Origin of the sequence: Methanohalophilus profundi (genome assembly GCF_004137855.1) — an archaeon.
In the GTDB taxonomy this organism is placed as follows: domain Archaea; phylum Halobacteriota; class Methanosarcinia; order Methanosarcinales; family Methanosarcinaceae; genus Methanohalophilus; species Methanohalophilus profundi.
Genome location: NZ_QBKB01000002.1, coordinates 960,585 through 972,590, shown reverse-complemented (window position 1 = coordinate 972,590; position 12,006 = coordinate 960,585). Strand labels below are relative to the sequence as shown.

Here is a 12,006-nt window from a genome sequence, read left to right as displayed (position 1 = left end):
CTTTAAATCCTGAGTCTCTATTATTCTGTCTAAGTGTTATTCTAATTAATTTGGTCCAACAATGAAAGAATACAAACTTTTTGCCCAGAGGATGGGATTGGTAGGGTTGACAAAATTTGTAAATCGATTCCAGGGAGTTATACTGCTGCCAATCCTTACAAAGAATATGTCTGTTGGAGATTACGGTATATGGGCACAGATCATGGTTACTATAGGAATAATTCCTGCTCTTATGAGCCTTGGTTTGTCCGAATCTATGGTGAGGTTCATGCCTTCTGTTAAAGGCAGAGATAAGTTACAGGACATGTTTTATTCTTTCTTATCCATCATAACTTTAACAGGGTTGTTTGCTTCCCTTATGATATACATTATGTCCGAGCAGGTCGCAGGTCTGCTCTTTGGTGGTAATGTAATGATTGTTGAGATACTTTCTCTGGTTGTGTTCTTTAAGACTTTACAGAAGTTTCTTTTAAATTATTTCAGGGCCACCCAGCAGATTAAGAAGCATTCCATGCTGACTGCAACCACGAATATTCTCCTTGTGTTGCTAGTTGCCTTTTTTGTATTGCAGGGTGAGGGAATAATGGGAGCAGCTAAAGGGTTGCTTTTGAACTCTGCTATCATGGTATTAATCACTCTGCTTCTCATAATGCCTAACCTTGGGTTGAAACTGCCTGAATTCAAAGGCCTTAAAGAGCACCTATCTTACGGCATACCTACAGAATCCAGCACCATGTCAAGATGGATTTTAAACTCCAGTGACCGTTATGTGATAAGTGGTTTTCTGGGTACTTCGGCCGTTGGTTACTATTCGCCGGGTTACACTTTGGGTAGTATCCTGCAAATGTTTGTGGCACCTCTCAATTTCATGTTGCCGATGATCCTTTCAAAACATTACGATGGGAATAATCTGGAGGAGGTCAAAAGGTATCTGAGTTATTCACTGAAATATTTCCTGGCCATTGCCATCCCTGCAGCATTCGGATTATCCCTTCTTTCAAGACAATTGCTGGAGATCCTCTCAACACCAGAAATAGCGGAGCAGGGTTATATTATCACGCCTTTTGTGGCACTGGGCGCACTGCTTTTCGGTATATTTTCTGTCTTTGAAAAGGTCGCTATGCTTGTGAAGAAGACAAAGGTTATTGGTACGATCTGGGTAATTGCAGCAGCACTGAACCTGGGTTTGAACATACTACTAATTCCTTATATTGGAATCATTGCAGCTGCAATGACAACTCTCCTGTCCTTCGCAATTGCTCTGGGATTCATAGTTCAATATTCTCTGAGATATTTGCAATTTGAGATAGACTTCTTTTTTATATTGAAAAGTGTATTTGCTTCTGTCTTGATGTCAGGGATCATTTTACTATGGAACCCTGATGGTGTAGTTATTACCCTTCTGTCAATAGGTGTTTGTGTAGTGTTCTACTTTGTGACTTTGATATTATTGAAAGGATTTAGCAGGAAAGAAATCGATTTTTTCAAAACATTCGTGTACTGAAATTAACAGATTGTTGGAAATAGTGAAGAAATTATCGTTTTCAAAATTAGCGATTCTTTTATATAATCATATTATTGTTTTTTAACGGAACATCTACTACAGTGATAAAATGCTCTATATTAGGTTAAGTTTGGGAGAAATAGGAGTTGTATGTAATGGATCAAAAAAACAAATTTAAAGTTCAAGATAATCAATATACATTTCCATATCATCATATATCTGCTTTAGATGAAAATTGTTACCCTCTCAGACATCGATTAGATTCACCAGCTTTTGGATATCTTTGTTATATATATCACATAAAAGAAATGGTTGAAAAATCAAATCCCACTTCTGTTTTGGATGTAGGATGTGGTGATGGAAGATTTATAAGCGAATTAAGTGATGATATTGAAAAGGTAGGTTGTGATCTCTCCTACAGAGCAATACAATTTGCAAAAGGATTCAACCCCCAATTTACATATTATAACGAAGATGTTAATAATTTAAATTCTGTGTTTGATGTAGTTACTTGTATTGAAACATTAGAACACGTGCCAGATTGTGATGTTGATAGTTTTATAAATGATTTAGCTAACAAAACAAAAAAATCAGGGAAAGTTATAATTTCCGTACCCACAACCGTCGTTCCTCTAAAAAATAAACACTATCGCCATTATAACATAGGTACTTTCAATAATGAACTTGAATCATCAAAAGCTCCGTTACAAATAAAAAAAATATCAATATATATCTAAAGACAGTCTACTTCATAAAATGGTAGATAAAATAATAGCATCTCCCCATGTTAACAAAAAATATATTAAAATTATGAAGAGGTTGGACGTTACTTATAATAAAAATGGAAAGGATGCTATCTTTTTCTGGATACCAAAAACTGCTGGCACCAGTATATATGATGTTCTTTCAAATCATGGATGTCACAAAATCAAAAAATCACAACATTTCCATAAATTTGATAATGGTGGTATAGTAACCTTTGGTCATGTGAATGTATTAACTCTTTTGGAAAACCACATCATATCTCCAGATTTTTTTTTCAAAATCATTCAAATTCGCTTTTGTTAGAAATCCTTGGGATCGGTTGGTTTCTTTGTACTTTTACTTCCTAAAAACAGGAAAACTGAGTAAAAAAATATTCATTTACAAAATTTGTGGAATATATATATCTAAATGGCATAGACCCAATTGGAATATATAATGTTAAGGATTTAGTCAGTGTCAGCCTCAAGTAGAGTGGATTACCAATGATAAAGATGAAATCATTGTTGATTTTGTAGGCAAATTTGAAAATCTAGATGAGGATTTTGATAAAATAAAACATTATCTTGGGGTTAAGGGTGAATTACCTGTAAAAAATAGAACTTCACACAAACATTATAGGAAATATTATAATAATGAAACAAAAAAAATTGTGGAATTAATTTATAAAAAAGACATAGAATATTTCAACTACCATTTTTAATATATTGATGATCATGAAGATATTAGTAACAGGTAATGCTGGATTCATAGGCTTTCATCTTGTAAAAAAATTAGTTAATTCTGGTCATGAAATCGTTGGACTTGACAACATCAACAATTATTATGATATAGATTTGAAATTTGGGCGACTTGAACAGACAGGAATAGATTCTAAAAACCTAGGATACAATAGGTTTGTCCAGAGCAACGAATATATGGATTACAGGTTTATAAAATTAAATATTGAAGACAGGGGTAACATAGAAAATCTTTTTGAAACGGAAGGATTTGATGTTGTGTGCCATCTTGCAGCACAGGCAGGAGTTAGATACAGCTTAAAAGATCCTCATACCTACATCCAAAGTAATATCGTTGGATTCATGAATATTCTTGAAGGATGTAGGCATAACAATATCAAACATCTGGTATATGCTAGCAGTTCAAGTGTCTATGGTCTCAACACAAAAATGCCATTTTCTACACAGGATAATGTGGATCACCCTGTAAGTTTATATGCTGCAAGCAAAAAATCTAATGAATTGATGGCACACACATACAGCCACTTATATGGAATACCCACTACAGGGCTTCGTTTTTTCACAGTATATGGTCCATGGGGACGCCCGGATATGGCTTATTTCAAATTTACAAAGGCCATAATTGAAGACAGGTCAATTGATGTGTACAACTATGGCAATATGGAAAGGGATTTTACCTATGTAGATGATGTTGTGGCTGGCATTATTAAAATTATAGGTAGTGAACCACCAGAAGGAAATAATGAATGGTACTCTGAAGAGCCGGTGCCATCCATTTCAAAGGCTCCATATAGAATCTATAACATTGGGAACAACCGTCCTGTAAACCTGATGGATTTTATAGGAGCAGTAGAAAAAGCTACAGGAAAAGAAGTAAAAAAAGAACTACAAGCCTATGCAACCAGGTGATGTTGTTTCTACCTGGGCAGATGTGGATGATTTGATGAAAGATTTTAACTATAGGCCAGATACTCCCATTGATGACGGGATTAAGAGGTTCGTGGATTGGTATAAGTTGCATTATAGGGTATAATTTATATCATATACTCAGAGAATAGTAATAATTTGTCAGTAGTCCTTTAGTGAGATCGATTAATATGATTATTAGCCATAAACATAAATTTATATTTATCAAAACAAAAAAAACAGCAGGTACAAGTATTGAAATTGCTCTGTCTAAATATTGTGGGCCTGATGATATAATAACTCCAATATCTCCAGAAGATGAGAAAATTCGACTTGAGTTAGGTTATCGTGGCCCTCAGAACTATATCATAAAAAACAAATTATATTATATGTGTGATGAAATTTCAGTGCTTAATAATCAATTAAAACCTTATTATAAATATTACAATCATGTTCCTGCAAGTTATATTAAAAACCATGTTTCGGAGGATGTCTGGAAAAATTATTTCAAATTTTGCTTTGAACGTAATCCATATGATAAAGCAATTAGTAGATATCATTGGAGTACTAGAAAAAAGAATATAAGTCCGGATATATCCGAATTTTTGTACCGCCTGCCTCCACTTGATAATTTTTCATACACCAAAACATTCAAAAATTATTGCTGGAGCAAAAAGCATCTTGCCGAAACACCTACACTTTTTGAATACTTGAAAAATCAACCAACTGGATTAATTTCGAATTGGTATATTTATACCATAAATGATGAAATAGCAGTTGATTTTGTAGGTAGATATGAGAATATGTCAGAATGCCTGCATTTTATTAAAGATAAAATTAGGATTTGTGATGAAATAAAGTTGCCTTTATCAAAGCATAAGTATCGGAAAAATAAATCACATTATTCCGAAATTCTAGACAAGCACTCACGTGCTAAAATTGAAAAAATATGTGCAAATGAAATATCTGTTCTATCTTATAATTGGAATAATTAATCAAGATTTATATCGATTGTCTGGTTATATAGTTCTATTATATTTTTTATCTCATCGCGCACTAATAATGATACTGTATTAATTTTAATAATAAGGTGAATTCATGGTTATGATTGAACGGCAAAAGATAAAAGTAATTTATGTAATGGGGGCTGGGCATAGTGGGTCCACTCTTTTGGATATTATTTTGGGGAATCATCCCGAAATCCAAAGTTGTGGTGAATTGAAATATAACAATTTTCTTAATAAATATCAGGAAAATTGTCTATGTACATGTGGTCAAAAAAGTCAAACCTGTCAGTTTTGTAACCAAGTAATTGATACCTGGAAATATAGGACTGGTATCAAAAATATAAAATCATATCAACGCCTTCAAAAAAAATATGAAGACACGAAAATCCCTTTCAACTTAAATTGGAGTAAAAGTGAAGATTTTAATCAATATTTATTTTATACTCTCGAATTTCTAAAATCACTAAGTTCATCGAGTGGGAAAAATATTATTGTTGATTCATCTAAAAATCCAACTCGTGCTTTTTATCTTTCTTTGATACCCGAAATTGAACTAATTTTAATTCATCTGATTAGAGATGGAAGAGGGGTAAGTTATTCTATCATGAAAAAAAATCCTGATGAGAAAAAAAGAATAAAAAGGTTGGTTTTTAACAAATCTACAAAGTGAACTTGTAAGCCATAGAATTAATGCTAAAAAAAATTAGGGTCCGATATGAAGATTTAATTTCCACTCCTGATATAGTCCTATCTAAAATTGGAAGAATGCTAAACCTTAACTTTTCAGACATATCTGATAAATTAATTAATGGTTCAGGGATACCAGTAAAAGGTCACATTTTGGCTGGAAACAGAATGAGATTTTCATCAGACAATGTTGTATTAAAACAGTCATTTGAATGGAAAGAACACCTTTCATATAAAGACCTTTTTTATTATTGGATTATCTCGTGGCCTCTAGCATTAAAATATAGGTATTACTAATAGACGTTTATATAAGTAGAAGTACTTGGGTAACATATGTAATTCAGCATGTGATTTTTGAGAAGTATACTTAAAAATGGAAAGGAATAATGTACAAACATGAATACAAGTCATAAAATAGCTCTCGTCTTACCATATTTAAAATCAAGAGGAACTGAACGTCAAGGATTAGCTATAGCTGAAAATTTGAGGGCAAAAGGCTGGTCAGTATCTATCATAGTAATAGAAGAAAAAGGAGACTATTTTGAAGTATTGAAACAAAATAATTTTGAATATTATATTGTGAACCCTAAAACACGTCAAAAATCAATTTACCTTTGGCGCAAAATATGGAACACTATAACATTTAAAACAATAAGAAAAGTGGTTCGCTACATAAAGCAAAATGAGATAGATTTAATTTATAGTAGGGCTTTTTTGGGAAATAAAATAACTATTCTATCAGCGTTTTTTTCTGGAATTCCAAGTGTAATTTTTATTAGTGGTCAAATTTTACCGGAACCCCAGATTCAACGCAATCCTTTCAATTATTGTTATAAAAAAATCAAAGCAAAATTTAATTTTGGATCTGCACCCTGGTTGATTTGCATATTGAGACTCAAGTCCAAAATTGTTTGTGTATCACATACAGGAGGTGAGCGTCTTAAAAAGAAACTCCCTTTATGTGATTCTAAAATAAAAATTGTTCAAAATGGTGTAAATATTGAAAAATTACAATCGTTGTCTACAAAACCAATTGATCTAAAAGGAATAAATTCAAATTCATTTAATATTTTATATTGTGGCAGTTTAGATGAATACCGAAAAGGGCTCGACATATTGTTGCTTGCTTATTCGAATTTCTTAAAAGAACCTAGAGATATTAGTAGTCAATTAATTATTGTAGGAACGGGGAAAGATGAAAATAAATTGAAAGAAAAAGTATTATCTCTTGGAATATCTGATTATGTCAATTTTGTTGGTGAACAGCATAATCCATATCCCTTTTTTAAAGTATCTTCAGTTTTTATACTTCCATCAAGACGTGAAGGTTTTCCCAATGTGCTTTTAGAAGCAATGGCTTTAAAACTTTCCTGCATATCTACCAATTGTGATACAGGTCCCTCTGAATTAATTTCAAATAAAGAAAATGGCATTCTCGTTCCTGTAGAAGATAGTGATAGTATAACAGAAGCATTGCATGAATTATATCTAAATTCGAATTTAAGGATATCTTTGGGAGAAAAGGCCTATCAAACAGTTTTAAATGATTTTCGCTTTGAGGATAAAGCTAAAAAAATAGAAGAAATATTCCAAAATTCAATTGAATACAAGAATATATAATTAGTAATATTTCACCCATCATTAATGTGTTAAAGTTGAAACGGAGCAAATAAATGCTGAGTGATGTCATAATCGCTGTATCTGACAGGATTTGCCACCTGCAGAATCCTGATGGTTCATTTCCGGCCGGCCACAATGGTCCCTATCATGACCCGGAAACACCAGTTCGAACCTCCGGGCACTGGTTAATGATCTTTGCGAAATGCTATGAGCTGACAGGAAATGCAATATATAGGGATAAGGTCTGCGAGATTGCAGGTTACCTGTCTTCCAAAAAGGCAAGACCACATGGTTTTTCGTTCCATCACCGCACCAAAAAAAGGTAAGGACAGCTGCAATGGGCTGATGGGACAGGCCTGGACCATTGAAGCCCTTGTCACAGCTGCAGAGGTTTTCGGTGATGAAAAATATAGGTCAGTTGCAGCAGATGTGTTCACTAAGCACCAGTTCAACCACAAATACGGTTTGTGGAACCGTCTTGAGATTGATGGTCGGGTTCTATCAATGGATGAGACATTCAATCACCAGTTGTGGTTTGCAGCCTGCGGCTCCCTGATAGGTGACGACCATCCTGAGGTCATGGATAGGGTGGGGCGTTTTATTGAATGCCTGCCGCAAAATCTCACAATCCTGGATGATGGGCTCATTCATCATCATATTGAGAGGTTAAGGGAAAACATCTCTATTGATGATTTACATGCAGGCCTTTTGTCCACCTTCCAGAAATTCAGGTATAGAAGTTTGATCAAAAAGGTTCCTCTCATCGGGATGGATCTGGATGACAGGATCAGGAAACAGAAGCACAAGTCCATAGGTTATCATTCATTCAATATGTATGCATTTGCCCTTTTGAAGAAGAACATGCCTTCCGGTGAATTCTGGGAGACTGAAAATTTCAGAAAGGCTGTTGATTATATGTTAAAAGATGAATATGTCTATGCATTGGAATCCAATAAATACGGATATCCCTATAATCCACCTGGATTTGAGGTCCCTTATTCGCTGTATATGTTAAAGCATATGGATGAGAATGATCTGGTGGACATTACCGACAGGTGGGTCAACAGACAGTTTAGGAAATGCTACAACCATGAAACCGGTATGCTGGATCGAAATACAGAAGACCCTGTCACCCATACCTCACGTATCTATGAATTGACCCGAATGCCCTCTGCTATATTACACAGAGTACAACTAAAGGATTGAAAATGCCACACTCTCCCCAAAAAAACGAGAATTCATTTATCTCCGTGATCATTCCGGTGTACAATGATCCATCAGGCCTAGAGGATACGCTGCAATCCCTGGTGGCACAGGAGTATCCGGGAAAATTTGAAATCATAGTTGCGGATAATGGTTCCACGGATAATACCCCGGACATTGCAGAAAAGTATTGTAACTATTCAGTAAAACTTGTTGTAGAGGATACTATCCAGAGTTCCTATGCTGCCCGCAACAGGGGACTTGAGATTGCTAAAGGCTCGATTATTGCCTTTATCGATTCCGATATGACAGTGGAAAAGGACTGGCTGCAAAACATAAGCCAATCCATGGCCGAACACAATGCGGATTACCTGGGTTGCAGGGTGGAGATCTATTCTGAAAGTAATTCCCTGTCAGCCCTGCACAATAAGCTGTCAGGGTTTCCCATGGATGAATATGTGTATAAAAGATATTTTGCACCTACATGTTGTCTTGTAGTCCGCAAAGAGATTTTTGAACATGTGGGTGTCTTTGACCCAAATTTGATATCCAGCGGGGATTATGAGTTCGGCAACCGTGTTTTTGATGCGGGCTACAACTTATATTATGATCCTGATATTGTCATGTATCACCCGGCAAGGACATCGCTGAAAATTTTGCTCAAAAAATCATTCCGGATTGGCCGGGGTTTCTATCAGTTATCTCACCGGTATCCCCAGATGTCCAGAAAAATGAACAAAAATGCAGCATCCTCTCTTTCCGGTTCAGATGATAATTCCTGGAGCCTGTTTACTTTCAGGAAAGATTCGTCTCTGTGGAATGCTTTGCCTGTTTGGAAAAAGGCGGGCATTTATCTCGTTGACATCTTGAATAAAGGCATGAAACCTTTTGGTTATGTCTATGAGAAATTCTTTTCCTGATTTCAGTCATCGGCTATCTTTCATCTTCTCAAAACTTTTAAATTGGATTGAACAATACAATTGCATCAATCATCTTATCAATCATTTCAAGAAGTGTGGGCTATGAGTATAGATTATCATGAAAAATTAAAATCTTCCATTTTACCCTTTACAGGAATTCTACTGTTTTTCCTGTTGGCACTGTACATAAGAACAATCCCTGCAGAAGGCGTATTCATATCTGAAAACTTCGTGCGTTTCGGGGGGAATGATCCCTGGTACCATCTGAGAAATGTGGAAAATATTCTGCATAATTTCCCCTCTATGCTCTGGTTTGATGCCTATACGCAATATCCTCATGGAACCGATCAGGTTTTTGCCCCTCTCTTTGACATGTTCCTTGCCAGTATTATATGGATAATTGGCATGGGAAATCCTTCCACTGAACTCACACATACAATCTGTGCTTATTACCCGGCCCTGCTTGGCTCCCTTGTTGTCATTCCCACATACTTTGTCGGCAAATGGGCCTTCAATGATCGTCGCATTGGGTTGCTCGCAGCCTTGCTTATTGCACTGGCTCCGGGGCAGTTCCTGTCACGTGCTATAATTGGTTTTAACGATCATCACATTGCAGAAGCCCTGCTCAGCACGGTTGTGGCAATGTTCTTAATTGGAGGACTAAGACGCAGTGAATCCAGTGATTTTACACTATCCCATCTCAGGGAGAAAGGCTTCTCACAAATCCGCCCATTTCTTCCCTATTTCCTGCTTACAGGGTTTTTCCTGGGTGCCTACACCCTTGCATGGAAAGGAGCCCTGTTCTTCAGTTTCATAATCGGCGTCTACATCACAGCCCAGCACATCATTGACCACATGCATGGCCGCTCCACGGAGTATCTGGCCATCGGTGGGATGGCAATCTTTGCGGTGGCACTTGTAATGGTACTGCTGGCTCCTGAAATAGGAAACACCAAATTCCGACAAATATTCGGGCTGACAGCAGGCCTTGTGGCATTTCCCCTTCTCTCTGTGATATCGTACTACATGAGGGAAAAACAACTCAACCGCTATTACTATCCACTCTCTGTAGCAGCTCTTTTCGGCGGAGGTATTCTGCTGGCCCGTGTAGTCTCCGAATCGGCCTATGCTCTGGTAACAAGCGTTTTCGGTTATTTCATGCGTACAGGCGGCGGCCTCACCATCGCCGAAGCCTCCCCTCTGATGGGAGGACAGTTCACCCTGCAACCCCTCTGGTATAATTTCGCTCTGGCAGGTATTCTCTCCTTCTTCGCCCTGGCAATCCTGGCCTACATTGCCATCTATCGCCGCAACAACCGGGAGCAGACCTTCCTGATCGTCTGGTCGGTAATGATCATCTGGGCCATGCTGCAGCAGAACCGCTTTGCCTACTACTACTCGGTCAATGCAGCCATCCTATCGGCTTATCTGGGAATCAAAGTGCTGGACCTGGCAGGCTGGAAAAATATCAAGAGTCCTTTTGCCGAAGCGACATCCAGTATAAGCGACTGGCTCAAACAGATCAAACCGGTACATGCAGTTGCTCTTGTACTGGTGGTGCTTGTACTGGCCTATCCGTCCTATGACCTTTCCATGCAGCAGAACCAGGGCACAGGTGGACCCAATGGCTACTGGATCGAGGCAACACAATGGATGAAATACAATACACCGGATCCCGGTCTGGATTACTATGAGAGTTATGAACAACCGCCTGAAGGTGAACTCTATCCCTATCCCGATGAAGCCTATGGAGTAATGTCCTGGTGGGATTACGGCCACTGGCTTGAAGTCATCGGCCACAGGATTCCCAACGCCAATCCCTTCCAGCAGGGTATAGGCGGCCGGCGGGGAAGTATGGAAGATGAGAATAAACCCGGTGCATCCACTTTCTTCACGGCCTCCTCTGAAGCAGAGGCTACAGCAGTACTGGAAGCCATCCATCCCGACCCCCACAAGGCAGGGGCACGTTACGTGGTCTCCGATGTGGAAATGGCCACCGGTAAATTCTATGCCATGGCTGCCTGGACTCTGGATACCGATAATTACTATGTGCAGGCCCAGACTGCCCAGGGTACCCAGACTGTACCCGGAGAGCGATATTTCAATACAATGGAAGCCCGGCTGCACATCTTTGATGGTGATGGTCTTGAGCAGTACCGTATGGTGCACGAAACCCCTGCTGCCAATACTGCAGAGACTGGCTACAAGCAGGTCTACAATGCCCTCTTTGGCGGCAATATTGAAGTGGTGAATACCGGTTATGTGAAGATCTTCGAGTATGTGGACGGTGCCACCATCACAGGACAGGCACCTGAAGGTGAAGAAGTAACCATCACAAATACCATCCGCACTACTACCGGCCGAACCTTTGAGTATTCCCAGTCCACCACAGCCACGGATGGTACCTATGAATTCGTGGTGCCCTACTCGACTGAAGGACCAATGACAGGCCAGACACAGTTCGATACCGCACCCACAGGTTCCTACAAGGTTTCCTTCGGGGATACCACCGAATCCGTGCGGGTAAGCGAATCGGCTGTTTTGAATGGTGGGGAAATAGAGGTCTGAGGCCTCTATTCTCCATTTCTCTACTTTTCCTGAATTCCTTTTTTTTGTTGGCGATATCAATTAATATAATAAAAACAAAACAATCAGAT

General features: G+C 38.0%; 14 protein-coding genes. All 14 read left to right on the top strand.

The genetic code is table 11. From position 1 onward, the window contains the following. The first annotated feature begins 61 nt into the window (after nt 1-61). The 14 genes from C9889_RS05150 to C9889_RS05085 all read left to right on the top strand — a co-directional run bounded on the left by C9889_RS05150 (nt 62) and on the right by C9889_RS05085 (nt 11,917). Nucleotides 62-1,504 (top strand): oligosaccharide flippase family protein, encoded by a 1,443-nt coding sequence (locus C9889_RS05150; protein WP_129597704.1) that lies wholly within the window; start codon nt 62-64, stop codon nt 1,502-1,504. Between the two features lie 155 nt (nt 1,505-1,659). Beyond that, nucleotides 1,660-2,241 (top strand): class I SAM-dependent methyltransferase, encoded by a 582-nt coding sequence (locus tag C9889_RS05145; protein ID WP_129597702.1) that lies wholly within the window; start codon nt 1,660-1,662, stop codon nt 2,239-2,241. A 19-nt stretch (nt 2,242-2,260) separates the two neighbouring features. Continuing rightward, nucleotides 2,261-2,572, top strand: a complete 312-nt coding sequence (locus C9889_RS05140) for a hypothetical protein (protein ID WP_129597700.1) — start codon at nt 2,261-2,263, stop codon at nt 2,570-2,572. Continuing rightward, the gene (locus C9889_RS11430) at nt 2,535-2,705 is read left to right on the top strand and encodes a sulfotransferase family 2 domain-containing protein (RefSeq protein WP_129599426.1); all 171 of its coding nucleotides are present in this window, start codon (nt 2,535-2,537) and stop codon (nt 2,703-2,705) included. The genes C9889_RS05140 and C9889_RS11430 overlap by 38 nt, the downstream gene beginning before the upstream one ends. Nucleotides 2,706-2,744: 39 nt before the next feature. Then, nucleotides 2,745-2,969, top strand: a complete 225-nt coding sequence (locus C9889_RS11425) for a sulfotransferase family 2 domain-containing protein (protein ID WP_129599423.1) — start codon at nt 2,745-2,747, stop codon at nt 2,967-2,969. A 13-nt stretch (nt 2,970-2,982) separates the two neighbouring features. Continuing rightward, nucleotides 2,983-3,915, top strand: a complete 933-nt coding sequence (locus C9889_RS05125) for an NAD-dependent epimerase/dehydratase family protein (protein ID WP_225419994.1) — start codon at nt 2,983-2,985, stop codon at nt 3,913-3,915. Between the two features lie 188 nt (nt 3,916-4,103). After that, nucleotides 4,104-4,907: a sulfotransferase family 2 domain-containing protein gene (locus C9889_RS05120; RefSeq protein WP_129597698.1), complete on the top strand. Its 804-nt coding sequence runs from the start codon at nt 4,104-4,106 to the stop codon at nt 4,905-4,907. A gap of 103 nt (nt 4,908-5,010) precedes the next feature. Continuing rightward, nucleotides 5,011-5,589 carry a hypothetical protein gene (locus C9889_RS05115; protein ID WP_129597696.1) on the top strand — a complete coding sequence of 193 codons (579 nt, stop codon included), beginning with the start codon at nt 5,011-5,013 and terminating at the stop codon, nt 5,587-5,589. A gap of 20 nt (nt 5,590-5,609) precedes the next feature. Beyond that, nucleotides 5,610-5,903: a hypothetical protein gene (locus tag C9889_RS05110; protein WP_129597694.1), complete on the top strand. Its 294-nt coding sequence runs from the start codon at nt 5,610-5,612 to the stop codon at nt 5,901-5,903. A gap of 99 nt (nt 5,904-6,002) precedes the next feature. Further along, the gene (locus C9889_RS05105) at nt 6,003-7,226 is read left to right on the top strand and encodes a glycosyltransferase (protein WP_129597692.1); all 1,224 of its coding nucleotides are present in this window, start codon (nt 6,003-6,005) and stop codon (nt 7,224-7,226) included. A 53-nt stretch (nt 7,227-7,279) separates the two neighbouring features. Further along, nucleotides 7,280-7,552 carry a hypothetical protein gene (locus C9889_RS05100; RefSeq protein WP_129597690.1) on the top strand — a complete coding sequence of 91 codons (273 nt, stop codon included), beginning with the start codon at nt 7,280-7,282 and terminating at the stop codon, nt 7,550-7,552. Nucleotides 7,553-7,571: 19 nt separating this feature from the next. Next, complete coding sequence (locus C9889_RS05095; RefSeq protein ID WP_129597688.1) at nt 7,572-8,432, top strand: hypothetical protein; 861 nt, start codon at nt 7,572-7,574, stop codon at nt 8,430-8,432. Nucleotides 8,433-8,434: 2 nt separating this feature from the next. Then, nucleotides 8,435-9,349 carry a glycosyltransferase gene (locus C9889_RS05090; RefSeq protein ID WP_129597686.1) on the top strand — a complete coding sequence of 305 codons (915 nt, stop codon included), beginning with the start codon at nt 8,435-8,437 and terminating at the stop codon, nt 9,347-9,349. Nucleotides 9,350-9,451: 102 nt separating this feature from the next. Continuing rightward, the gene (locus C9889_RS05085) at nt 9,452-11,917 is read left to right on the top strand and encodes an oligosaccharyl transferase, archaeosortase A system-associated (protein ID WP_129597684.1); all 2,466 of its coding nucleotides are present in this window, start codon (nt 9,452-9,454) and stop codon (nt 11,915-11,917) included. Nucleotides 11,918-12,006 lie beyond the last annotated feature (89 nt).

Bases quoted from the DNA above. Each gene is read 5' to 3' on its own strand.
- C9889_RS05120 (WP_129597698.1), top strand. From the start codon at position 4,104: ATGATTATTAGCCATAAACATAAATTTATATTTATCAAAACAAAAAAA.
- C9889_RS05140 (WP_129597700.1), top strand. From the start codon at position 2,261: ATGGTAGATAAAATAATAGCATCTCCCCATGTTAACAAAAAATATATT.
- C9889_RS05115 (WP_129597696.1), top strand. From the start codon at position 5,011: ATGGTTATGATTGAACGGCAAAAGATAAAAGTAATTTATGTAATGGGG.
- C9889_RS05110 (WP_129597694.1), top strand. From the start codon at position 5,610: ATGCTAAAAAAAATTAGGGTCCGATATGAAGATTTAATTTCCACTCCT.
- C9889_RS05095 (WP_129597688.1), top strand. From the start codon at position 7,572: ATGGGACAGGCCTGGACCATTGAAGCCCTTGTCACAGCTGCAGAGGTT.
- C9889_RS05145 (WP_129597702.1), top strand. From the start codon at position 1,660: ATGGATCAAAAAAACAAATTTAAAGTTCAAGATAATCAATATACATTT.
- C9889_RS05105 (WP_129597692.1), top strand. From the start codon at position 6,003: ATGAATACAAGTCATAAAATAGCTCTCGTCTTACCATATTTAAAATCA.
- C9889_RS05125 (WP_225419994.1), top strand. From the start codon at position 2,983: ATGAAGATATTAGTAACAGGTAATGCTGGATTCATAGGCTTTCATCTT.
- C9889_RS05100 (WP_129597690.1), top strand. From the start codon at position 7,280: ATGCTGAGTGATGTCATAATCGCTGTATCTGACAGGATTTGCCACCTG.
- C9889_RS05090 (WP_129597686.1), top strand. From the start codon at position 8,435: ATGCCACACTCTCCCCAAAAAAACGAGAATTCATTTATCTCCGTGATC.
- C9889_RS05085 (WP_129597684.1), top strand. From the start codon at position 9,452: ATGAGTATAGATTATCATGAAAAATTAAAATCTTCCATTTTACCCTTT.
- C9889_RS05150 (WP_129597704.1), top strand. From the start codon at position 62: ATGAAAGAATACAAACTTTTTGCCCAGAGGATGGGATTGGTAGGGTTG.